Origin of the sequence: Liquorilactobacillus aquaticus DSM 21051 (assembly GCF_001436755.1) — a bacterium.
In the GTDB taxonomy this organism is placed as follows: domain Bacteria; phylum Bacillota; class Bacilli; order Lactobacillales; family Lactobacillaceae; genus Liquorilactobacillus; species Liquorilactobacillus aquaticus.
Genome location: NZ_AYZD01000016.1, coordinates 45700 through 69668 on the forward strand (window position 1 = coordinate 45700; position 23969 = coordinate 69668).

22 protein-coding genes are annotated in these 23969 nt (G+C 37.1%); 13 read left to right on the forward strand and 9 right to left on the reverse strand.

Annotation, left to right across the window (positions count from 1 at the left end; translation table 11 throughout):
- Nucleotides 1–47 precede the first annotated feature (47 nt).
- The 3 genes from FC19_RS05660 to FC19_RS05670 form a co-directional block, all read right to left on the reverse strand.
- Complete coding sequence (locus tag FC19_RS05660) at nucleotides 48–626, reverse strand: anthranilate synthase component II (RefSeq protein ID WP_057876026.1); 579 nt, start codon at nucleotides 624–626, stop codon at nucleotides 48–50.
- Nucleotides 610–2085, reverse strand: a complete 1476-nt coding sequence (locus FC19_RS05665; RefSeq protein ID WP_057876027.1) for an anthranilate synthase component I family protein — start codon at nucleotides 2083–2085, stop codon at nucleotides 610–612. Before FC19_RS05665 ends, FC19_RS05660 begins: the two co-directional genes overlap by 17 nt.
- A gap of 391 nt (nucleotides 2086–2476) precedes the next feature.
- On the reverse strand, nucleotides 2477–3445 hold the full coding sequence (locus FC19_RS05670; RefSeq protein ID WP_057876028.1) for a biotin--[acetyl-CoA-carboxylase] ligase: 969 nt from the start codon (nucleotides 3443–3445) through the stop codon (nucleotides 2477–2479).
- Nucleotides 3446–3652: 207 nt separating this feature from the next.
- On the opposite strand from FC19_RS05670, the gene FC19_RS05675 reads away from it, so the two are divergent.
- The 4 genes from FC19_RS05675 (at nucleotide 3653) to FC19_RS11760 (ending at nucleotide 7027) form a co-directional block, all read left to right on the forward strand.
- On the forward strand, nucleotides 3653–4753 hold the full coding sequence (locus FC19_RS05675) for a YibE/F family protein (protein WP_057876029.1): 1101 nt from the start codon (nucleotides 3653–3655) through the stop codon (nucleotides 4751–4753).
- The gene (locus tag FC19_RS05680; RefSeq protein WP_057876030.1) at nucleotides 4750–5508 is read left to right on the forward strand and encodes a YibE/F family protein; all 759 of its coding nucleotides are present in this window, start codon (nucleotides 4750–4752) and stop codon (nucleotides 5506–5508) included. Before FC19_RS05675 ends, FC19_RS05680 begins: the two co-directional genes overlap by 4 nt.
- A 78-nt stretch (nucleotides 5509–5586) precedes the next feature.
- A complete protein-coding gene (locus FC19_RS05685; RefSeq protein WP_057876031.1) occupies nucleotides 5587–6600 on the forward strand; it encodes a hypothetical protein in 1014 nt (337 codons plus the stop codon).
- Between the two features lie 28 nt (nucleotides 6601–6628).
- Nucleotides 6629–7027 carry a DUF3899 domain-containing protein gene (locus FC19_RS11760; RefSeq protein WP_235809322.1) on the forward strand — a complete coding sequence of 133 codons (399 nt, stop codon included), beginning with the start codon at nucleotides 6629–6631 and terminating at the stop codon, nucleotides 7025–7027.
- A 238-nt stretch (nucleotides 7028–7265) separates the two neighbouring features.
- Here FC19_RS11760 and FC19_RS05695 read toward each other — a convergent pair whose 3' ends face one another.
- Nucleotides 7266–7907 carry a nitroreductase family protein gene (locus tag FC19_RS05695; RefSeq protein ID WP_057876032.1) on the reverse strand — a complete coding sequence of 214 codons (642 nt, stop codon included), beginning with the start codon at nucleotides 7905–7907 and terminating at the stop codon, nucleotides 7266–7268.
- Between the two features lie 202 nt (nucleotides 7908–8109).
- Entirely contained in the window at nucleotides 8110–9450 is a 1341-nt protein-coding gene (locus tag FC19_RS05700; RefSeq protein ID WP_057876071.1) for an HD domain-containing protein, read from the reverse strand.
- Between the two features lie 194 nt (nucleotides 9451–9644).
- Between FC19_RS05700 and FC19_RS05705 the strand changes: the two genes are divergently transcribed.
- The 7 genes from FC19_RS05705 (at nucleotide 9645) to FC19_RS05735 (ending at nucleotide 16308) form a co-directional block, all read left to right on the forward strand.
- On the forward strand, nucleotides 9645–10073 hold the full coding sequence (locus FC19_RS05705) for a YwiB family protein (RefSeq protein WP_057876033.1): 429 nt from the start codon (nucleotides 9645–9647) through the stop codon (nucleotides 10071–10073).
- Nucleotides 10074–10117: 44 nt separating this feature from the next.
- A complete protein-coding gene (gene rpoE / locus FC19_RS05710) occupies nucleotides 10118–10687 on the forward strand; it encodes a DNA-directed RNA polymerase subunit delta (protein WP_057876034.1) in 570 nt (189 codons plus the stop codon).
- A 198-nt stretch (nucleotides 10688–10885) separates the two neighbouring features.
- The gene (locus tag FC19_RS05715) at nucleotides 10886–12484 is read left to right on the forward strand and encodes a CTP synthase (RefSeq protein ID WP_057876035.1); all 1599 of its coding nucleotides are present in this window, start codon (nucleotides 10886–10888) and stop codon (nucleotides 12482–12484) included.
- An 84-nt stretch (nucleotides 12485–12568) separates the two neighbouring features.
- The gene (locus FC19_RS05720; protein ID WP_057876036.1) at nucleotides 12569–12775 is read left to right on the forward strand and encodes an LBP_cg2779 family protein; all 207 of its coding nucleotides are present in this window, start codon (nucleotides 12569–12571) and stop codon (nucleotides 12773–12775) included.
- 569 nt (nucleotides 12776–13344) lie between these two features.
- On the forward strand, nucleotides 13345–14631 hold the full coding sequence (locus FC19_RS05725; protein ID WP_057876037.1) for a UDP-N-acetylglucosamine 1-carboxyvinyltransferase: 1287 nt from the start codon (nucleotides 13345–13347) through the stop codon (nucleotides 14629–14631).
- A 38-nt stretch (nucleotides 14632–14669) separates the two neighbouring features.
- Nucleotides 14670–15959, forward strand: coding sequence for a transcription termination factor Rho (rho, locus tag FC19_RS05730; protein ID WP_057876072.1), 1290 nt, complete (start codon nucleotides 14670–14672; stop codon nucleotides 15957–15959).
- A 97-nt stretch (nucleotides 15960–16056) separates the two neighbouring features.
- Entirely contained in the window at nucleotides 16057–16308 is a 252-nt protein-coding gene (locus FC19_RS05735; RefSeq protein WP_057876038.1) for a type B 50S ribosomal protein L31, read from the forward strand.
- Between the two features lie 75 nt (nucleotides 16309–16383).
- On the opposite strand, the gene FC19_RS05740 is transcribed toward FC19_RS05735, so the two are convergent.
- Both FC19_RS05740 and FC19_RS05745 read right to left on the reverse strand, forming a co-directional pair.
- The gene (locus FC19_RS05740) at nucleotides 16384–17598 is read right to left on the reverse strand and encodes a multidrug efflux MFS transporter (protein ID WP_057876039.1); all 1215 of its coding nucleotides are present in this window, start codon (nucleotides 17596–17598) and stop codon (nucleotides 16384–16386) included.
- 15 nt (nucleotides 17599–17613) lie between these two features.
- Nucleotides 17614–19986 (reverse strand): helicase C-terminal domain-containing protein, encoded by a 2373-nt coding sequence (locus tag FC19_RS05745; protein ID WP_057876040.1) that lies wholly within the window; start codon nucleotides 19984–19986, stop codon nucleotides 17614–17616.
- Nucleotides 19987–20207: 221 nt separating this feature from the next.
- Between FC19_RS05745 and FC19_RS05750 the strand changes: the two genes are divergently transcribed.
- Both FC19_RS05750 and FC19_RS05755 read left to right on the forward strand, forming a co-directional pair.
- The gene (locus FC19_RS05750; protein ID WP_057876041.1) at nucleotides 20208–21515 is read left to right on the forward strand and encodes an NCS2 family permease; all 1308 of its coding nucleotides are present in this window, start codon (nucleotides 20208–20210) and stop codon (nucleotides 21513–21515) included.
- A gap of 335 nt (nucleotides 21516–21850) precedes the next feature.
- Entirely contained in the window at nucleotides 21851–22633 is a 783-nt protein-coding gene (locus tag FC19_RS05755) for a TIGR02452 family protein (protein ID WP_235809323.1), read from the forward strand.
- A gap of 204 nt (nucleotides 22634–22837) precedes the next feature.
- Here the strand turns inward: FC19_RS05755 and FC19_RS11625 are convergent, their stop codons facing one another.
- Together FC19_RS11625 and FC19_RS05760 are read right to left on the reverse strand one after the other, a co-directional pair.
- A complete protein-coding gene (locus tag FC19_RS11625; protein ID WP_169790475.1) occupies nucleotides 22838–22975 on the reverse strand; it encodes a hypothetical protein in 138 nt (45 codons plus the stop codon).
- 104 nt (nucleotides 22976–23079) lie between these two features.
- A complete protein-coding gene (locus FC19_RS05760; protein WP_057876042.1) occupies nucleotides 23080–23955 on the reverse strand; it encodes an alpha/beta hydrolase in 876 nt (291 codons plus the stop codon).
- Between the last annotated feature and the right edge of the window lie 14 nt (nucleotides 23956–23969).

The window sequence follows — 23969 nt, forward strand, 5'->3', positions numbered from 1 at the left end:
AAGTTAAGGAAAGATTAAACTATTATGAGATAAATGTCAATATAAAATTATTTTATTTTCAAAAAATTTTTAATAATTTTATTACCAACAGCTTGAGGAGTCATAATTGACTCCGGATGAAATTGAACTCCAAAGAGTTTCTGTGATGCATTTGAAATTGACATAATATTGTTATCGTCAGACATAGAAGTTACAGTAAAGGCATTTGGCAATGTCTGGGGATCAAGGACTAACGAGTGATAGCGAGCCGCCTTAAAATGGTGTGGACACCCAACAAACAGGGGATCATCATCGGCTGTTTGCTGGATTAAAGAAGTTTTTCCATGCATTAACCGGGGTGCATGGTTAATTTTGGTGCCAAAGGCTGCAGCAATAACTTCTATTCCCATGCAAACACCAAAAATTGGAATGTTATTTTTAAATTTTTTAACTAGATCAAGACTTATACCCGCATCTTTTGGAGAACCAGGGCCTGGAGAGATAAAAATATGATCTGGATGTATCTGTTCAACCATTGTGCATGTTAGTTCGTCGTTTTTATATACCTGAACGTTGTCAGTCAAACTGCCAATTTGTTGATAAAGATTATATGTGAAGCTGTCATAGTTATCAATTAAAAGTTCCATTGCTTTTTCCTCCCGTTACTTTATTGAAGGCTAGATCTATAGCACGTGCCTTGTTTAAACACTCTTGATATTCGTGTCTGGGGATACTATCTGCAACTATGCCCGCACCTGTATGAATGATTGCTTTGTTATTTGTTTTATGGACCATTCTAATTCCAATACAAACGTCCATATCTCCATTGAAGCATAGGTAGCCAAAACACCCGCCATAAACTCCTCTTTTTGTTTTTTCGAGTTTATCAATAATTTGAATTGCTTTAATTTTAGGAGCGCCTGATAAGGTTCCCGCTGGAAAGACAGACTCTAGAATATCTAAGACGCTTTTGCCAGAGTCTGCTATGCTTTGGATGGTTGAGGCTAAATGCATGACTTTGGCATAACGTTCCAGTTGAGCGTGAGCTGTAACGTGAACGCTTCCAAATTTGCTAACCTGTCCAAGGTCATTTCTTCCAAGATCAACCAGCATGTTATGTTCAGCTAATTCTTTAGGATCATGTTGCAGTTCGTATGCAAATTTTTGGTCTTCTACGAGATTTTTCCCGCGCCGGCGTGTTCCCGCTAGGGGATAAGTAGCAAGTTGTTCTGAAAATTTAGTAACCAGTGTTTCTGGTGAAGCACCTGCAATTTGAAAATCTTCTTGATGAAAGTAAAAATTGTAATGAGAAGAGTCGGTTTCAGCGAGCTGTTGTGCTACAGGAATTAACGATCCTTCAGCATGACAACTGTGTGGATTAGAATAGATTAATTGAAAAATATCTCCATTTTTGATATGCAATTGTGCTTTAGAGATCCCAGCTGAAAAATCTTTTATGGAGTGTTGAAATTTAAAAGAAGATAATTGTACTAAAGTTGGCTTTTTTAATTCTTGTTTTAGTAGCATTAGTAGCTTCTGTTTAATCAAATTGAGTTTTTTGTAGGCCTGAATGTAGTTTTTACGCAAATTTTGACAATCAATATTTTGAATCAAGAACAGGCGCTGATCAGAATGACGATAGGCAATTACAAAGTCGCATAATAGAAGACCGGCATCTTCTAAATTATCCGGATTGGGATGCATAAAAGTGATTTTTTTAAGATAGTATTTTGTGTATTCATATCCAAAATAGCCAACTATCCCACCCGTGAAGGGCGGCAGGCCATGTATTTTAGGTTGCTTATATTTCATAAGCAATTTTTCAATATACATATGCGGGTCTTGTTTAATGACTTTTTTTGTGTTTGCTTTTCGGACGGATATCAAGCCATCAAGAATCGTTATACTGGCTTTAGGATTCAAAGCGAAGTAGCTGTATTTTTCTTTATTGTGAGAAGCAATGGTCAATTGGAAACAATCGCCTAGCTGATCACAGATTTGGGTTAGCTTAAAGATATCTAGTTCCTTTAGTTCAAAGGAGATGCTGAGCGGAATACACGGATACTTGTCTGCTAAGGGAGCGATACTTTCAAGAGTTTGTTTCATGTTGTGTCCTCCAGTTTCTAAAAATTAGTTTACAAAAAAATCCGTCCATAACATGATCGTTAAGGACGGATTATTCCGCGGTGCCACCTTATTTTGGAATCAAAGAGAACGCAAATAAAAGTGAATGCGAATTTGATCCCACGCTTACTAGAGTGCTAACACACTCCTGATAACTGACGTATATCGTACGTTGCGAAGTACTAACGAGAATTTACCCGGTTTCATCGCACCCTCAGTGGTCCATTTAGCGGTCTGCGTTCAGCCAAATTTTCAGCAATATTGGCTCTCTGTGTGTGCACGGCTACCTTGATCTCCACTTCAACGGTTTGCATGGACGAATATTTAAGTTAAAGAAAGATTAGAATAATTAGAGCAATTTGTCAATAGCTAACTATTCTAATCTTATTTTTGTAACTTCTCCAGAAGACAAAGTTGTTCCATCGTCAAGAACGATTTCTCCTTGACGATTGATTTGTTCAACATAGCCGCTAAATTGGTTATGACCCTGAGTGATAGTAACTTTTTTGTTAAGAACAGCCGAATGGGCACGATACTCATCTAAAAAAGCACCTGTTTCGTAGTGTGGGTAAAGTAAAAAAAATTCTTGTAAAACGGCTGCAATGAATTCGTTGCGGGAAACAGAATAAGTTTTAGCAAAACTATGCAATGAGCCTGCTCTTTGTTGAATCTCTGAAGGCATATCGCTAACATCAGTCGAGTAATTGATACCGATCCCAATTACAATTTGCTTAATATACCGACTTTCAATATCTGCAATTCCTTCAGTTAAAATACCGACAATTTTTTTCTTGTCAATCAAAATGTCATTAACCCACTTAATACTAGGAGTGGTGTGCAATTTTTTTTCAATAGCTCGGGAGACAGCTGTTGCCGTAGCAGTGGTCAAGAGCCCAGGATTTAGCAAGGTCGAAGAGTTTTTTAAAAGTAAGCTCATGTAAATACCAGTGTTAGGAGAAGTAAAGGCACGTCCATAACGTCCATAACCTGCGGTTTGTTGATCACTGATAATGACTAGAGGTAAATTTTCATCAGTTTCAATGCTTATTTCTTTTGCACGAGTATTTGTAGATGAAATTTTATCGTGCATTTCGAAATCAAGGATTCTATTTGTGTTGGCAGGTAAGTAGCGCCTAATAACGAATTCATTTAGGATTCCATTATCTTTGTACTTGTACCCAACATGTGGTTTGCTCTCGATTTGATAGCCCTTTTGTTTTAGGGTTTTGATGGCCTTCCAAATAGCAGTTCTTGAAATTGAGAGTTTCTGTGCTAGTTGTTCGCCGGAAATAGGCTGGTCACTTAGTGAAAGTTCCTGCAGTACGAGTTGATTAGTCTCCATTTTGATTACTCCTTAAATTGTTGTACTATCTGGATTATAAATAAAGGTCTATTAAAGTGCAAAAAAAATAAACAATGTTTTGCTGCAAGTGAGGGTAATTTCAGAAAAACAATGATCTATTTTGTTTAAGAATATAGTATCTACTTTGTTTTAAAATGTTGGCCGTGTTATTTTGGATAAGAGATTAAGGAGAGGAAGCAGCATGATATGAAGGTCAAAAAAAAGGATTTTATTAAAGGAATGCTCATTGTATTGAGTGGGTGTTTACTTTATCTGTTTGTCGTTAATGATGCTTTTTTGTATAAGCAGCCTATTTTGAAAATAACACGTGTAAAAAATAGTAAGACGGACAAAATAGTTGATGAGTTTAAGAATCGCGATCAGCAAACAAGCCAGATCATAACAGGAAAAATATTAAATGGTAATGAACAAGGGAAGTCATTCGAAGTTCATAATACATATACTTGGTCAAGAGGAATGGATCAAAGATTTTATACAGGACAGCAGGTTTTTGTTAACATCTATCAGAAAGGAAAAGGTAAAACAATTTCGATTTCGCACTATAAACGTGATACCTACTTACTAATGTTATGTTGGTTGACGTTGATGTTGTTGTTTATAGTCATGCGAAGTGATGGGTTGCGCTCAATTGTAAGTGTAATTCTCAACTTTGTTTTATTTTTGATTGTTGTTCAAATTGATGTAATGTGGAATATAACTTCCTTTTTTTGGATTTATGCGATTAGTGCAGTTATTTTTACAGCCTTGACTCTAATGCTTGTGATCGGGTGGAATAAACAGTGTCTAGTAACATTTATAGCAATTTTTTTTGGAACAGCGATGGCACTCCTTCTCACAGTAGCAGCGATGTGGCTGACTAAGGATAAGGGTATGCATTATGAAGCCTTGGATTTTGCAACACAAGCTCCTAAGCAGCTTTTTTTATCTGCTAGTGTAATTGGCTTACTAGGAACGGTGATGGATGCGGCAACGGATATTGTTTCGACACTGTTTGAACTAAAGAGGAGTCAACCAGGGATCTCATTTAAGAAGTTGTTCAATTCTGGTAGACAAGTTGGGAAAAAGATTATGGGGCCATTAATCAATGTTTTACTGTTGATTTTTTTTGCTGAGACTTTTACATTAGCAGTGCTTTATTTTAGAACTGGAAATTCATTTGGTTATACGTTTGAATGGACAATGTCGCTAGGGCTCGTTCAGGCAGTTATCAGTGGTATTGGGATCACTTTAGTTATTCCATCTGCTAGTTTTTTAGCCGCCGTCGCTTTAAGGGGGAGTAGTAGATGACAACAATGACTTTTTTGACCTTTATTTTGGCTTTTTTGATGTTTGTGGCAGGTGGACGTAATGGTATATATTCTTTTTTTAGTTTGGTGATTAATTTCTTTCTATTGTTTATAACCATCATTTTAATTGCCGGTGGAGTTCCAGCGATTGGAGTATCATTTTTTAGCGGGGTCTGTATTTTGGCAATTACAATCTATATGGGCAACAGTGAGGGAAGTGAAGCTGATATTGCTTTTATAGCCACGATACTTGTGATGGTAATTATGCTGCTTTTGATTATCCCCTTTGAACATCTAGCGCAGGTTCAGGGTTTCAGCAATGAAGACTCTGAGGAAATTGAAGCCTTTAATCTGGCGATCGGTGTTAATTTTGAATCAATTATGATTTCAGCTGCGGTTCTAAGCACATTAGGTGCGATAGCTGAAGCTGCAATTGCAATTGCAAGCGGTCTTCAAGAGATAATTGAACAAAAACCTGAGATTGAATTAAGCGATCTGCGTAGAAGTGGAAGAAATATAGGAAAACAAATCATGGGAATGACCTTTAATACATTGTTTTTTGGCATGTTTGGAGGGAATCTAGCGCTGTTTATCTTATTGTATAAGTTACAAGCTACATTTGGATATTATCTGAACTCCAAAATTTTTGTAGGAGAAACGATGCTTGTGCTTTATGCATCTATAGCAGTGATTATGATTATTTGGATTACGAGTGAGCTGATGGTCCATAAGTTGGCTAAACAACGCAATAGATAAATAGCATTAATATTAATGATATGGACTACGTGTTATAATGAATCCATAAAGTTGCACTAGTTCAAGGGGATGAATGAAGTGAAGAATATCAAGCAAAAGTTTTTTAGAGGAGCAGGGGTTGCTGCATTAGCAGTATTATTGGTTTCGTGTTCCGCAGATCAAAGTAGCAAAAAAGCAGAGCAGAATTCCTCAAGCAGGACATCTTTAGCGACTGAGGGATATCAAAAGGCACTTGTTGATCTTAGAAATAATGCACCACAGCAAGCATACAGTAGGTTGGAAAAAGTGGTTGAAAAAGATTCAAAGAACACAAAAGCCAAGAGTTTGTATCGGAATTTAGGTTACTTGCTGAAGGCCAAAAAGGCTGTCACAGAGAATAAACTTTCAAAAGCCGGTGAGTATCTGGCTAAGCTTGATAGGGTGAACACACCTAAGAGTTTGGTGAAACAGATTAATGCTGTTAAGAAAGAATATCAATCTGCTAATCTTGCACGAGTATATTATGCTGAAATAGGTAATTACTATAATGCACAAAAACTTTCAGCAGCAGGTGGGAGTCTGGAGGCACTTAAATCCTTACCATCACGTTATCAAGTAGTTGCCGCATACCAAACTAAAGCACAAAAATATGAAGGTTTGATTGCTCAAGCACAATCGGCAAGCGGAACATCGGCAACTAGTTCAAGCAGTTCCGAGAGTGCAACTAATACTGTTTCTAGCAGTTCTAGTGCACAATCAAGTAGCGGGTACACCAATGCAAGAAACTCAAAAATTGTTAGTTCAGAATATGAGAAAAAAACAGGCAGTTCAATTTCTTCCGCGACAAATAGTCAAGTTTCTTCCGTTGCTAGTGATCTAACTGATACAGAAGTTTTAACCAAATTTCGAGCAGCATCAGGAATACCGCAAGAGGCCGGGGATCAGTACTACGTTCAAAAAATAGATAGCAATAATTATCAGATTGAAATTAGACATACAAGCCCAAATAACACGGCGGTTTCGAATTTGAAGGGAATGTACCGTTTTGCAGTTTCGACTCAAGTTGTTCAAAAAATGAATGAGGTTTCTGGAGAGTATGTTCGCGTAAATTAATGTGGGCGCCAACAATATTGCCAGACAGATGATTAACAAATCAATTTTATTGGAGAAGGGTATGCAGTGGTTTAGAAGAAAAATATATTTAAAAACGCTAGCGGCAGTATTGTTGCTTGCAATAGTTTGTGTAATAGTGGCGCGCTTGGGGTATAAGCAAGTGCTGGTTTCAAATATTTTATTTATGGTAGGTCTTTTTGGGGTGTGTATCAGTATAGTTGATATCTTGTTGAAAGCTCATCTGTTAGCAGGATGGTTTAGGCATAGGAAAAAAGGGGAAACGGATGAAGAGTACCAAAAAAATAAAATTAACGTCAGAAAAGTCGGCAGTTTAAAAAATGCACCAATTCGAAGTAGCAAGTTCGGCAGTAGCTGTTTAGCTGCGGGATGTATTTTTATTTTTTGTGCAGTCCTAGCAACTTTGTGATGTTTCAGAGAGCAAATTCATGACTGAAATATTAGAGCTATAATCTGCTAGCGGGTGAATAAGTATTTTTTTCGTAATTTAGCTAATCATGGAAAGTAGAAATGCATCAGTAGTTGTTAAGTTGTTTTTGAATATTAATTTCTATGATACAAGTTCACAAAGGAGGCTGAGTCAAAATGACTCAGCCTCCTTTGTGTGGTTACAATTAAAAGTAATCTTGTGGCGTTCTGCCTTCTACTTACAAAAATTCTGTTAATGTCGTTGCATCATATCTGGTAGTTAGTAATGGCTTTTCTGCCATTTTTCCAATTGCAATTCCCATCACTGGAATATAACGCTTTGGATCAAGCCCAAGTACCGGAACAATGTTTTCAAAATCGACACCTGAAAATGGATTGGTATCGTATCCGTGAGCACGAGCAAGTAACATTAGCTGCGTAGCAACAATTGAACTATCGATTGTTGCATCAAGCTTTAAAAAATCAGATGTTGCATTTTCATACAATGGCAAAAATGTACCAAAGATTTGATCTAAGCGTTCCTTGGTTATTTTGTGATCTTCATAGACCTTCTGCCATACATCACGATAAACCACATGTGATTGTGTATCACCAACAACAAAAATGATGGCTGAAGCCGTATCTATTTGAGGATAATTAAACTTTAGCACTGCTTTCTTTATTTTTTCTTTTGCTTTTGGCGTGTCAATCACAACAAAATGCCATGACTGCAAATTACATGCAGAAGGAGCAGTTGTCGCTTCTGTAATTAGAGTTTGCAATTCTTCGCGCGTTATTTTCACCGTTGGATCAAATAAACGAACAGAGTGGCGGTTAAGAATTACATCGGCAAAATCATTATTAACAAAAACTTTCTTCATAACAATATTCCTCCTAGTTAATTAATATAGTTATAGTGCCACTTATTTGGATAAAAAAGCAGTGACTATGATATGCAGGTATTAAGTTAGACGTTGTTGCAGTGATATTCACTTTTCCAACTTCAACAGGTTAGACATCAGATCACCTCAAGCCAATTATCTGACGTTTAAAAGCAAGATCGTTGGTAACTTGGAACACGGATTAACTTAATTTAGGTACAGTTATCCGGCCATTTTTTATATAACTTTGAAATTCTTTATAAATTGGTGCAAAGACTTCAACTTGACTTGAGCGTGCAAGCATTTCTTTTGGAAAGAAAAACCTTTCGTCACCTGAAACTTTACCTGTTATGGCAGCAACAAGATTGCTGATGGTTGAAAGCTCAACCAAAGTACCGTCATCTTGCATCAACTCAATTTGGGTACGCTGTTTTTGACTCGTAGGGTCGTAAGCATCGTAAGGAAGATCATAACTGTCATTTGTAGCAGTATAGTACTCTGCATCATAGCCAGCTTCATTGACCAGATCACGGAGTTTAGGCAGCAGAACAGTGGTTCGAGAGTTAAATCTGACTGATTTTAAAGGCTTACGATTAAGAAAACGCTTGGCCAAATCACTGAGTATTTTATCTGAACTATCGCACCAATGAATGAAATACGTTGTTAAAACACCATCATCCAATTTCAGATAATCAGATAAGCAAAAATTATTTTTAAAAAAAGGCAGCAGCAAGTGCGGAGTGATTGCCGTATCTAGTTTACCCTTCTCATATAAAACTTTTGCTCTTTTTAAGAGATGGCTTAAAATGACTTCCATCGAACGTGAAACAGGATGGAAGTATACTTGCTGATACATTTGAAAGCGACTAACGATATAGTCTTCGACCGCATGCATTCCGCTAATATGAAAAGTGATCCCTCGCTTGTAAGGACGCATTACACGCAGGATGCGTGTGAGATCGAATGTTCCGTAATTCGTTCCAGTATAGTAAGAATCACGTAAGAGATAGTCCATTCGATCTGCATCTATTTGGCTGGAGATCATTTGAACAACCTGAGGATTAGGGTATGTTTTCTGAATGACACTTGCAACTTCTTGCGGGAAATTGGACGAAACACGTCTTAAAACTTGATTGACTTCAGTCGTTTTAGAAGTTAGAATTTCGGCAGTTATCGCTTCATGATCAGTGTGGAATATATGTTCGAACGTATGTGAATATGGTCCATGACCTATGTCATGAAGTAAAGCTGCACATAAGGCAACTAAGCGCTCATGATCATCCCATAAACCATCGCCTTTTTTCTTCGAGGGATAATTGCGCTGAAAGAGTTCACATATCTGACGAGTAATTTCATAAACACCAACCGAATGTGTAAAGCGTGAGTGCTCAGCACCATGGAAAGTACTGTTAGAAGTTCCAAGTTGGCGAATACGGCGGAGACGCTGAAATTCACGTGTGTTAATCAAATCAAGAATAACTTGATGCTGAATGAAAATATAATTGTGAATTGGGTCTCTCAAAACTTTCTCCATTGATAGCATTTTATCTCTGTAAGCTGTAATGATATTCAACTCCCTACCCTTTAATAAAAAATAGTGTCTTTTATACTTTTGATTATAACTTAAACTTCTCCGAAGCGCACTGACCTGCAAGTAATTGGAATTTTAAAATAGTGACCAAATTTAATTATTTGATATATAATGTAAAAAAGAATGGAAAAAGGTGGTGGAGACTTTTGGCGAAAGGAACTCCGGTTTTGATATATTTGCAGACTCAACGAAACCAAGGTGGGGAAATCAGTGATTACGCTAAAAAATTTCAAGGACAACTGTTTCGAATAGGGCCTTCGCTCTATTTACGCTATCTTGAGGAAGATGAAGAGAACAAAGCAACTGTCACATTTAAAATCTCAGAAAATGGAATTATTCAATTAACACGTAAGCAGGCAGATATCCAAATGAAACTGTATTTTGGAGATAAGCAGAGAATTGCTGCTCTTTATCGTACAGCGGTTGGAGATATTCCAATTGAAACAATCACGCCTGCGCTAAGTGTTACAACGCGGGATAATCCCTTGTCTGGTGTGATTAAAATTGATTATCTTCTCTATAGTGGAGAAAAATTGCTTGGAGATTATAAATTAAGATTGCAATTTACAGCATAAAAATGTATGATTAAGTCTAGACTGTAGAAGGGACGTGTACCAGTTTGGAGCTAGAAAAATTCAAGGATGCCAACAAAAATGAATTATCTATGATCGAAGTTGCTCGTGTGATTTTGAAGCGTCGCGGAGACGTGATGCCATTTGCTGATTTAGCAAATGAGATCCAAGAGTACCTTGGAAAAAGTGATGAGGAGATAAGAGAACGTCTTTCTCAATTTTATACAGATTTAAATATCGATGGCAGTTTCATTTCGTTGGGGGATAATCTTTGGGGATTACGCTCATGGTATCCGTATGATTCTATCGATGAAGCTGTCATTCATGTTGAAGATGAAGAAAATGATATGCCTAAGGGTAAAAAACGTAAAAAGGTTAATGCTTTCATGGCTGATGCAGCTGATGATGATGACGTTATCGACTATAATAACGATGATCCTGAAGACGAAGATTTAGCTGTCGACTATGATTCGGAAGATGAAGATCATGAATTAAAAGAATACAGTAATGATTTAAATGATATTGATGACCCTGAGGATGAAGAAGAATTACCTGATGGAATTGAGGGTCAATTATCAGAATTGTCTGATGATGAAATGGATGATGACAACGAGTAATTGATGCTTGACTGTTCGATAGTTTTTTTGTAAAATTCTTATTGGGCGCCTGGCACGTTAGTGTTAGGCATTGTACGGAGATGTTTACAAGCTCCCTATTCCAAATGAATAGGGAGCTTGTTATTTTTATTGGGTTGTCTCAATAGCATAAATTCTTTTTGCTTGGGCCCTCAACTTACTAATCAAAGGAGAATTGTAATGACTAAGTATATTTTTGTTACAGGTGGCGTAGTTTCATCGTTGGGAAAAGGGATTGTAGCTGCTTCTCTTGGAAGATTACTGAAAAATAGAGGGTTGAAAGTAATGATCCAAAAATTCGATCCGTATATCAATGTTGATCCTGGGACAATGAGTCCTTATCAGCATGGAGAAGTCTTTGTGACTGATGATGGGACAGAGACTGATTTGGATTTGGGACATTACGAACGTTTTATTGATAATAATTTAAATAAGTACTCAAACGTAACTACCGGGAAAATTTATTCTGAGGTAATAAAAAAGGAACGACGCGGTGATTATTTGGGTGCAACTGTTCAAGTAATTCCACATATAACTAATATGATTAAAGAAAAAGTTATGCGTGCTGGAACAACGACCAACGCCGATGTTGTTATCACTGAAGTTGGTGGAACAGTTGGGGATATCGAATCTTTGCCGTTTCTTGAAGCACTGCGTCAAATGAAGTCAGATGTTGGTAGTGACAATGTAGTGTATATTCATACAACCTTGGTTCCTTATCTGCATGCAGCCGGTGAAATGAAAACAAAACCTACGCAACACAGTGTTAAAGAATTAAGGGGCTTGGGAATTCAGCCTAACATCTTAGTAGTTAGAACAGAAAAACCAATCTCGCAGAGTATGCGAAACAAAATAGCAAGTTTTTGTGACGTTGACCCAGAAGCTGTAATAGAATCGATGGATGTTGATACATTGTATCAGATCCCATTAAATCTAAAAGCACAGCATATGGATGAAATTGTTTGTCAGCATCTGCGTCTAAAAACACCAGAAGCAGATATGAAGAGTTGGGAAGCATTGACAGAACGTGTCCAAAATCTGGAAAAAACAGTCAAGATTGCTCTTGTTGGGAAGTATGTAAAATTACAAGATGCCTACATTTCAGTCGTAGAGGCGTTGAAACACGCTGGTTTTGCAATTAATTCTGATGTTGATATTCAGCTTTTTGATTCTGAGAAAATTACTAAAAGCAATGTTGCAGATAAGCTTGGTTCGTTTGATGGTATTATTGTTCCTGGTGGCTTTGGAGATCGTGGACTTGAAGGAATGATTGAATCGATTCGATATGCGCGTGAACAAGATATTCCCTTCCTAGGAATTTGTCTAGGAATGCAGATGGCATGTATCGAGTTTGCAAGAAACGTTGTTGGACTTGAAGATGCCAACACAACTGAAGTTGATCCAAAATGCCAGAATAATATAATAGACTTGATGGCCGATCAAGAGGATGTCGAAAATATGGGTGGAACACAACGCTTAGGACTTTATCCATGCAGATTGATGCCAGAAACAGTGACGGCTGCTGCTTATGACAATGAGGATGTCATTCAAGAACGTCACCGTCATCGTTATGAATTCAACAATGCATATCGCAAGAGCTTTACTGATCATGGTTTAGTTTTTGCAGGAACATCACCTGATAACAGGCTTGTTGAGGTTGTTGAACTTCCAAATAATAAATTTTTTGTTGCGGCGCAGTACCATCCTGAATTTCTTTCACGTCCACAAAGACCAGAGGGATTATTCCGAGCATTTGTTAAATCCTGCGCTGCTGAGTAGTTAAAAAGGGAATTCTCACAGGAGAAAATAAATGTGTTATCCTAGGTATATAAAGAATTTTGACATATCTTGGGGGGAATCAGAGTGAGTACGAATGATCAAGCAGTTTCTTTAGCGGAAAAATTGGTTTTGTTTCAAGAAAAATACCATGTAACTGATGCAGCAATTTCATTAGCAAGCCATTTATCTGTTGAGAAGGTCCACGGCATAAAAATGAATAAATACTTACCAGACAGTGATGAAAAAGAACTGCTTCTGGATTTTATGAACACTTATGCTGAAAAGCAATAAAAGCACGCTACCTATGCTTAATCTTACGGGCTGTAATGGTTTATGAAAAAAATTTTGCAGGGCAATGTGGACATTATAAGCTAGAAATAGGGGATTTGAGTCAAAAGTTAGCTTTTGACTCAAATCCCCTATTTCTAACTTTCTATTATATGAATTAACGTGATTTAATGTTTTAAGGCTAACCTGTTTTTTTAGTGAATATTTTTATTAAACGTGTTAGAGTGATTTGGGACAACCATAAATTTTAGTAACTCTGAATTTAAGTGACATCGTTCAATTTATTGGACTACATTTTACAAGGCGTCAATCGGGCGGAGTTTACTTTTTTCAATAAATATTAGAATAAATGAAATTTATGTAATAGTTTTTTTGATGAAAATTTGAGAATAATTATGTTAATTTAACTGTTTTAGATTGAAACCACAGCAGCTATCTTGTATGATGAAGAGAGGCACGTTTCGTGCCCCGTGTTAGCGTACATTTGATTTTTTTGAGTACTTTTGTATGTATGATTTTAACAGAGTTGAGATTTCTTATTGCTTAATAGTCGAGTGGGGATTTATAGAAAAATGAAAAAAATGATTATTAGAGGAGGGCAGAAACTGTCAGGCGAAGTCACTATTGGCGGAGCTAAGAATAGTACAGTTGCCCTTATACCAGCCGCAATTTTAGCGGATACTCCAGTTACGTTTGATTCTGTTCCTGATATTTTAGATGTACATAACTTGATGCTGATTTTAAGATCAATGAATGTTGAGTCGACGTTCAGTCATGGAGAACTGTACGTTGATCCTACTAAAATAAAGAAGGTTCCACTACCAGGTGGAGCAATTAAAAGTTTGCGTGCATCATATTACTTTATGGGTGCACTTTTGGGACGCTTTGGCGAAGCAGTTGTTGGTTTTCCAGGTGGAGATAACATAGGTCCGCGTCCAATAGATCAGCATATTAAGGGTTTTGAAGCTTTAGGTGCAACAGTTATTGAAAAAAACGATGCGGTTCATATTAGAACAGGTGAAGAAGGCCTACATGGTGCACGCATTTTTTTTGATATCGTTTCTGTTGGTGCGACGATTAATGTTCTGTTAGCAGCGGTTAAAGCAAAGGGAACGACTGTCATTGAAAATGCTGCTAAAGAGCCGGAAATAGTTGATTTAGCGACCTTTTTAAATAATATGGGCGCGCAGATTCGTGGTGCAGGTACTGATGTAATAAGAATAAAAGGGGTAGAAAGCCTTAAAGCTACAAATACGCATACGATTATCCCAGATAGAATCGAAGCTGGCACATACTTGTCCTTTGCGGCAGCAAATGGAAATGGTGTTTTAGTTAAGAACGTTATAACAGAGCACTTGGAGCCATTTATCGCCAAATTAGTTGAAATGGGTGTTTATCTTGAGGTGAACGAAGACAGTATTTATGTTAAAGGTGGAGAAGAATTAGCACCAGTAACTGTTAAAACGGCGCCTTTCCCAGGTTTTGCGACCGATTTGCAGCAACCGATAACACCTCTATTGATGAAGGCACGTGGGAATAGCAAAATTATTGACACTCTATATCCTGAAAGAGTCAAACATATACCCGAAATGCAGAGGATGGGTGGAAAGATTTCAAGTAGCAACGGTGTTATCACAGTCGGTCATTCAGACTCACTACAGGGAACAACGGTCGAGGCAAGTGAGATCAGAGCAGGTGTTTCGTTACTAGGACTGGCTTTAATGTCGCGAGGCACAACAACGATTATTAAAGCTGAAAATATCTTGCGCGGCTACGAGCGTATTGTTGAAAAGCTACGTGGTTTATCAGTTGATATTCAGATTATCGAAAAAAATGACGATTTGAAGAAACAACTGTGAGTGATCAACTTGTTTCGAGTAAACCTGAAGGGGAGAGTATTACGGAAAATTTAACATTAGTTGATTTAAAGAATAAAACGTTGAAAGAAATTTATGGTTATGCTCGTGAATTTAAAATACCATATTATAGTCAAATGAATAAAAAAGAACTTTCTCTTGCTATAATTAGAGCTCAAGCTGAAAAGCAGGGCTTTTATTACATGTCTGGTGTTTTAGATATCACAGCTCAGCAAGATGGGTATGGTTTTTTGCGGCCAATCAACTATGGTTCCTCGCAAGAGGATATATATATTTCTTCTTCTCAAATTCGCCGTTTTGGTTTACGTAATGGTGATCTAGTTGCAGGTAAAGCTCGACCGCCGAAGCCAAAAGAACGTTACTACGGCTTAATGCATGTAGACAGTGTAAACGGAAAACATCCTGAAGAGGCAAAACAACGTCCCCATTTTCCAGCGCTTACTCCGTTGTATCCTGAAAAACAGATGTTTTTAGAAACAACTCATGGTAAGATCGCGACACGTATTCTAGATTTATTTGCTCCAATTGGTTTTGGTCAAAGAGGATTGATCGTTGCTCCTCCTAAAGCTGGAAAGACAAGTTTGTTAAAAGCAATTGCGAATGGAATTACTAGAAATTATCCACAAGCCAAATTGATTCTGTTGTTAATTGATGAGCGTCCAGAAGAGGTTACTGACTTAGAAAGAACAATTGACGGCGAGGTGGTTTATTCAACCTTCGATCAAAAACCAGAGAATCATGTGCGAGTTTCAGAGCTGGTACTTGAGCGAGCAATGCGACTTGTAGAGGATAAGCAGGATGTTGTGATTTTACTTGATTCATTAACTCGATTGGCACGTGCTTACAATTTGATTGTCCCGCCCAGCGGGAGAACATTATCCGGTGGAATTGATCCGGCAGCTTTATTTAAGCCCAAAAAATTTTTTGGTGCAGCGCGTAATATTGAAGAAGGTGGCAGCTTAACAATCCTGGCGACATCTTTAGTTGATACTGGTAGTCGAATGGATGATGTTATTTATGAAGAATTCAAAGGAACCGGCAATCAGGAGATTCAATTAACACGTGATTTGGCCGAACGTCGTATTTTTCCAGCAGTTGATTTAAAGAAATCCGGAACACGTAAGGAAGAATTGTTGTTGAGTAAAGATTGCCTAGATTTTATGTGGAAATTGCGCAAATCGCTGCCTAATGATGCAGCAAGAAGCGCTGAGCAAGTTATTAAGATGCTTGGAAAGACTAAAAACAACGAAGAATTTATTAAAGAGTGCGAGAGTAAACTCGCTAAGCATGAAGATAACAGAAAAAGATAATTGCGCGTGTTGTTTTTTCGTGGTACAATGTCTTGAGTTGTGGTACTAAGAATAACTCTGATTCAGCAAATGTTTCAGGGCAAAGGAGTGTAATATAATGAAACCAGGAATTCATCCAGATTATCATAAAGTTGTTTTTCAAGATTCAGCAACAGGTTACAAATTTATCTCTGGTTCTACAAAAAAATCAGATGAAACAATTGAATGGGAAGACGGAAACACATATCCATTGATTCGTGTTGAAATCTCATGTGACTCACATCCATTCTACACAGGACGTCAAAAGTTTACGCAAGCAGATGGCCGTGTGGATCGTTTCAACAAGAAGTATGGTTTTACAAACAAATAAGAAAATTCCTAGCTATATCAAAAAAAGCCATGATACGATCGACTGTATCATGGCTTTTTTTGTTTAAGTAGCTAATCATTTTTTAGTTGCGAAATTGACCCAGAAAAAGCCTAAGAAGAGAATAAGCGCGGTTGAAAGAAAAACGTTATTATAATTGGACATTCCTGAAATAGTTGAACCGATCAATGGGCCTGCAACGCTTCCCAAAGCTTGAAAAGACTGATTGTAACTAAAAATTCTTCCAGTTGCATATGAAGGTGTATTTTTAGCCAACAGTGTTTGAACAGCTGGAAGCATCGCTGCATTAGAAATGCCGATCAAGAAGCGAAGGATGCCAAATTGCCAGATACTGCCCGCAAAAGCCATCGGAACAAAAACGATTATGGCAAAAAGCATACCGAGTTTAAGAATACGTGCTGTACCTATTTTATCACCCAGTGTCCCAAAACGAGGAGCTGCTAAGAGAGTGGCAATTCCAGGCATAGATGCAACAATTCCACTTGCAATTGTTATTGGCCCGACATTGTGCATTATTTCGCGGACATACAGACTGATAATAGGACTGATTGAAAAATTTCCGAGTTGAATTAAAAATGTGGCGACAAGCATTCCGATCACCAATTTAGAATTTTTTAATCCATGAAAAATTTCACGTGAATTTTTTAAATCTTTATCATTTGCTGGAAGATAATTTTCATGCACAAAAAAAGCACTTAAGAAAAAAACTAAAATTAAAATAAATCCTGTTATCAGAAAAGTGAGCCGATACCCGAAAACAGCTGCGATAACACCGCCAACGAATGGGCCAAATAAGGTTCCGCTAACAGATCCAGTGGTTAAGAATCCTAAGGCTTTTCCACTTTGGCCCTTAGGGGTCTCTGTAGCGACCAAAGCATTTGCATTGCTGATATAGCCGGAGAAAATACCTTGAACGAGGCGTAGAAAAATTAGCTGATAGACGTTGGTGACCAAAGCCATAAGCCCGATTACGAAAGCCATTCCTAGAGAGGCACGAAGAATCATTAATTTGCGGCCTTTACGGTCGGCTAAGCGGCCCCAAAAGGGGGAGATGACGGCCGTTACTAAAAAAGTTGCAGAGTAAGTTAAACCACTGTAAAAGTTAAGTTGGCTTGTAGAAAAATTTCCTAGAGTATCAATATAAAGTGATAAAAATGGCATAACTAAACTAAATGCAATTCCTGCCATGAAAGTGCCAAACCAAAGAACAAACAAATTTTTCTCCCATTTTTGGCGGGGTCGAAACATTTTGTGTTTGATTTTTTCTAACATTAAGCGATTCTCCCTTCAACAATTAGAATTCACATGTGCCCAAAATAAGGCTAACTGCTCTGCTAACTGGCTAAGCGAATAACTCTGCTGATAGTGTTGCCAGTGAGCCGGAAAATAACGTGTATAGCGATTGGTTGCAAAACGCTGATCTAACAGCAGGATTACACCGATATCGTCCATTCCGCGAATTACTCGACCGGCAGCTTGAAGAACATTATTAAGACCAGGTAGCTGATAAGCGTACTCAAAACCATTTTTACTTGTTTGGTTGAAGAAGTTTTCAAGTTCTGCAGTCTCTTCATTAAAAGCAGGGAGACCCACAGTAATAATCGCTGCACCAGAAAGTGAATCTCCCTTTAGGTCAATTCCTTCTGCAAAACTACCACCTAGAACGGCAAAGCCGGTTACCTTTTCAATTGGACGTTTTGTAAAAGTAGTTAGGAATATTTCTTTTGCTGTATCGTCCATATCAGGTGTTTGACAAACAGTTTTAACTGCAGGATTTGCACGTAAAAATGCAGCATGGATTTGTTCAAGAAAAGTATAAGATGGGAGAAAAATTAGATAATTACCGCTTTTAGCATGAACCATTGTACTTAAGGCGGCAATAATTTTGCTCTCATTTTGCGAACGAAAATGATAAGTAACATTCAATTTTGGAGTTGTGAAAATACCAAGATTTTTAATTTTGAAAGGTGAAGAAAGTGTATATGTCAGAGAGTCATTTTTTCCGCCTAAAACATCCTGATAGTAAGTAATTGGAGATAACGTAGCCGAAAAAAGGATGGAACTTTTTCCTTTTTCAAGGCTTCGATTAATTAATGAACTGGGATTTAAACAAAAGATTTTGACAATAACATCTTCTTTTTCGATTTTAATTTTTGTTCTGAAAGTTTTATCGTAAAAACTGCTGATCTTTAGGAAAGCATGTGCGCTGAAATAGTAATCTAACACCTGTTGAAATAAAGGATGATCAGGATTTTGCTTTAGCCAAGTTTGACTATTTGTAGTGAAATGCTGGACCTGTTTCAAAAATTCTTCTAAGCAGTTATTTAAAATTAAAAAATTTTGTTTAGAAGGAGATAGTGTGTCTTTCAATTTAGAAAAACTGCGATGAAGTCGTTTTAAAAGCGTACATATTTTTTTAGAGACTGGCTCATGAGACTTTTCGATTTTAGTGAGTAAAAATTTAATTGGTGCAGAGTTGATTTCGGCAGTATACATGGAACGTGAGCGGGCAACTAAATTGTGGGCCTCATCAATTAAAAAGCAATAGTTTTTGGATGAATCTTGAAAGAAACGCTGCAGATAGACAAGTGGATCAAACAGGTAATTGTAATCACTGATCACGATGTCGCAAAAGAGACTGATATCAAGTGAGAATTCAAAAGGATCAAGTAAATGTTTTCTTGCATATTTCTTGAGCGTTTTAGCGGTTATGATATGCTCATTCTGAAGGATATCTGTTAGTGCGGGTTTTAATCGATCATAGTAGCCGACAAAATAAGGATTTCTGTCATCTTCGATATTTTTTTCCTCTTCAAATGTAATTTTTTCTTTTGCAGTAAGTGTGATGCTATGAATGTAAAGCCCTTTTTCTTGCAACATTAAGAGGCTTTGTTCTGCAACTTGACGTGTGCTTTCTTTAGCAGTCAAATAAAAAATACGCTCGGTTTTGTTTTGTCCAAGTGACATGACTGCTGGAAAAAGTGTTGAGATCGTTTTCCCTGTTCCAGTAGGTGCCTCAACAAACAAACGTTTGTGAAAAACAATCGTTTTATAGACGGCCGCGGCCAGTTCATGTTGGTGAGGACGATATTGTGCAAAGGGAAAATGAAGGTTTCGAATAGAATTGTTTCGCTGCAAAAGCATGTTCTGTTTTAATTTGATCCATTCGCCAAAAATATTGAGCGTTTTTGTAAAGAAAGACTCGGCTTCTTCTTTAGTGAATAAGTTTCTTTCATGAGTGACTTTGTTAGAGCTTGTTTGAAAGTAAATCAGCTCAAGTTCAATTTTGGTAATGTCACTTTTTTTCATTAGTAAGGCTGCGTATATTTTTAATTGGGCCCAGTACAAACTGAGCTTTGCTTTAGAAATTACGTCAAATGGAAGTGATGATGTTTTTATTTCAATTATTTTATCATAATTACTATCCGTTTGATGCACGCCATCAGCTCTCCCGTGGATTGTATATGTTTTATTTCCGATCTGAATAGGCAGTTTTAGGTCAAATTCGGCAATGAAGTTTTTATTCCAACTTTTTTGAAGTTGTCGATGGATAGCAGATCCTTGCAGAGCCGTGTTATCACTATTAAAAATTTCGCCGTGAAGATCACCTGTTTGCCAGACAAATTCTACTAATTGACGTACTCCAATTTCATTTTTCATTACATAGCCTCATTAATAATAGTTTTTAAATGATCTTGTGAAACATTATAACGGAAATTATTTAGTGAAACAATTTTATCAGATAAAATTTCTTTTTTAAACACGAACGTTTTTGTAGTAGTGAACGAGCATTTACATTGTTTATGCGATATAGTATATTGATAAAGGGTTAATTATCAAATATACGAGCTTTAATGTTCGGTAAAAAGGGAGATATAACTTTGAAAGAGAAGTTGGTATCATATTTTGAGATAGATAAATTGGGTTCTACTGTACAAAGAGAAATTTTGGCGGGTTTTACAACCTTTATTTCCATGGCATATATTCTTTTTGTGAATCCTAGCGTTTTGGGAGCTTCTGGAATGGATAAAGGGGCCGTATTTACTGCGACTGCCTTAGCAAGTGCACTTGGTTGTTTCCTCATGGGTCTTTTTGCTAAATATCCAATTGCAACCGCTCCAGCTTTAGGAATCAATGCTTTTTTCACTTATTCTGTATGTATTGGTATGAAGATCCCATGGCAGACAGCTTTGGCTGGGGTATTTGTCGCATCAGTTATTTTTTTGATTATTACTATTTTTAAGCTGCGTGAATTGATCATTGATGCCATACCTTCAAATTTAAAGTATGCAATTTCAGCTGGAATCGGCCTTTTCATCGCTTTTATCGGTTTGGAAGATGGCGGCATAATTGTGGCTGATAAGTCAACTATCGTTTCCCTTGGTCATTTTGCAGGGACTACATGGTTAACTATTTTTGGATTGGTTGTTACAGCTGTCTTGTTAGTAAGACGTGTTCCAGGTGGGATTTTTATTGGTATGGTTGCAACTTCTGTTTTGGGAATTATAACAGGTATGATCAAGTTGCCCACGGCTTTTATTTCGAGTGCTCCAAGTTTGAAACCAACTTTTTTAGTTGCGTTGAAACATGTGGGTGATATCAACACAATGCAATTATTCGTAGTCGTATTGACTTTCTTGCTAGTGACATTTTTTGACACTGCGGGAACTTTAGTTGGTTTAGCACAACAAGCAGGTTTTATGAAAGATAACAAAATGCCTCGTGTTGGTAAAGCTCTGCTTTCTGATTCAACTGCGATGCTCGCAGGCTCTCTGCTGGGAACTTCCCCTGTTGGTGCATATGTTGAATCCTCAGCTGGCATTGCCGTTGGTGGACGTTCTGGATTGACGTCTGTTATAACTGGAATTTTGTTTATTCTTGGTATGTTTTTCTCGCCGCTATTATCCGTTGTATCTACTCAAGTAACGGCACCCGCACTGATAATTGTTGGTGTTTTGATGGCACAAAGCATGAAATACATTGAATGGGAAAAAATGGAAATTGCGATTCCTTCTTTCTTGATTTTACTTGGAATGCCTTTGACGTACAGTATCTCTGATGGTTTGGCTTTAGGGATCATTGCTTACCCTATCACAATGATTGCTGCTAAAAAGGGCAAAGAAGTTCATCCAATTATGTATCTTCTGTTTTTTGTTTTCTTAGTATTTCTGTGGATTTTGAATATCTAGTAAATCAACTAAGGAAACGTGAGAAAGCTTTTTTGATTTTCAAGAATTTAAAATTTCTATCTGGATAAATCGTTTAAATAAATAAATTAAGAGGCTGCGTGTTCAATTTTTTTGAGCGGCCTTTTTTTAATGTAAACAATTCTGAACACATAGACGTTCATAGAAGCTGGCAGCTCTTTCGCTAAAAAGCTATACAAGAGTAATCGAACTTGCTAAGATTGAGATGAACACAGGATTTTGGTACAAAAGAATTATACTAGCCGAATTGAACTTTCTCTGAAAAATTGTAGGAAAATTAGGTGAAAATATTTGCTGAAGAAAGTAGGCATTCTAACTTGGATAATACACAGAAAAAAATATTACAGGAAATTGGTCATCATACTATGAACTTGTATCAGATAGAGATGGATAAAATCGACCAAAAATCGGAACTGATTGAGAACATGTTAAGCGAAACACCGCCTCTTGGTAATGGTGGAGCTGAGATTAAAGTACTTGATGAAAATATCCTATATAGAATAAAAAAAGCTACTGGTCACGAGCAAAGGGTCGGTGTTTTAAATTTTGCAAGTCCAACAATTCCTGGCGGAAGGTTTTTAGAAGGAGTAAATGCTCAGGAGCAAACACTTTGCCGAAACAGCTTTTTATATCCTGAGCTACTGAAATATCGCAGCAGTTATTATTTAGAAAATAAGCGATTTCCACATCATTATTGCTACAGTGCTAAAATGATTTTTGCAAGTCATATTAAAATCTTGCATGATGAGACTGAAAAAAATTTTTTAAAAGGGGAAAGGCATGTTGATATTTTGAGTATTGCTGCTCCAAACGTTACGGCAATGAAAGAGGCTCAACTTGTTATTGACCAGCATAACGTATACGACAACCTTGCAAAAAAAATTTTGCAGATTTTACGACAGTTCAAATTAGCTGGGGATCGTATTTTAATTCTTGGGGCATTTGGGTGCGGAGTATTTGGCAATGACCCATATATGGTTGCTAAAATTTTCAGAAGCACACTTGCACGTACTGAATTTTGCGGGTGCTTTCAAACTATTTATTTCGATATTTTAGACAATTCAACAAATCTGGTAGCTTTCAAAAGAAATTTAATATAATTTGTTTATTGCTCTTAAAGGATGTTTCGTATAGAGAATTTTACTGAAAAATCAGATAGCTGCAATATACAATTTATAGAAAAAATAGAGCAGCCAGTTTTTACACTGGCTACTCTAATTCTTAGGCTTATCTGATAAAAGTGGCAGAAAACGCGAAAAAGTTAGCGTGTACTACAAAAGCTGTAACTTGTTTTTGTATTTGATCTAGTCGCTTAAACCCTTAGCGTCGGCATCAAGCTTAGCAAAGCCAGACCCATTAGCCTTTTTAGGTTGTTTAGCGCGATCTTCCAAAGCTTTGCGTGCCATTGCTTTACGTTCTTCCTTACTTAACTTTTTTGACATCGTCATCGCCTCTTTTCTTTGAATTCCACATTAAGGTAAAATTTCTTCTACAACTCAATTGTAGTCCAAATTGAAAAAAATTCAAATTAAAGCAAACGACTAAACTAACGATTCCATAAAAATTTAATAACTGCTCGATTAACTTCTGAATTGTTATGCAGCTGTGAGTGCTGGGCAGAGGCCCCTTTAATCATTAGTTCTTGGTAAGACGCTACATGTTTTTTTAGAAGATATGCTAAAGACTGTGCTGAAACATTGGTTACTAGACTATCAGAGTTGGTTCCATCTTCTAGATTTCCATAGATGTTCAGGATATGTGTTTCTGAAGGAAAGCGCATGCGATATTGATAATATCGGCGGTAGGCATCATCTTGAATTTTAGGTTTTCCATTACTAGCAAGTGAGTTTGTATTAGGGGAATCATCAATATATATAACACCATCAAATGGACCTGCAATAGGAACGAATTTTTTTAAAGTCGGTGAACTGGAAGTCCGTTCATGCAAGGCCCAATAGAGTGTTACAGGTCCGCCCATTGAATGTGAGACAAGATTGAATTCAGAAATTGCATAGGCTGACTTAAGGTGCTCAACTATGGTATTCAGCCATTTAGCTTCAGCAGGTATTTCAGCAGTGTTATTCTCAAAGAGAACTTGAATGATTGGATTTTTTTGTGTAAAATCCCAAGTACCACTATATGAAACTTTTCCATCTGCTGCTACACGGGCGATCAGAGTTTTTTTAGCTGCACCGGATTTTTCAGCAGCCTGGATCATGTGTTCTGTTGAATTGAAGACACCTCCATACCCATGTATGTAAATAGTGGGAATTATCGGTGTAAAACGAACATTATTGTCAGTTGTTGTAGTATTTGAAAATATAATTAGTGTAAACATCCAAAAAACAACTGAGATAAGTGTCTTTAGGATAAAGTAAAACGAAGAGTAGTTATGGTACTTGTCTGTCATATGTTTTGTCATTTTGATTACCTCGC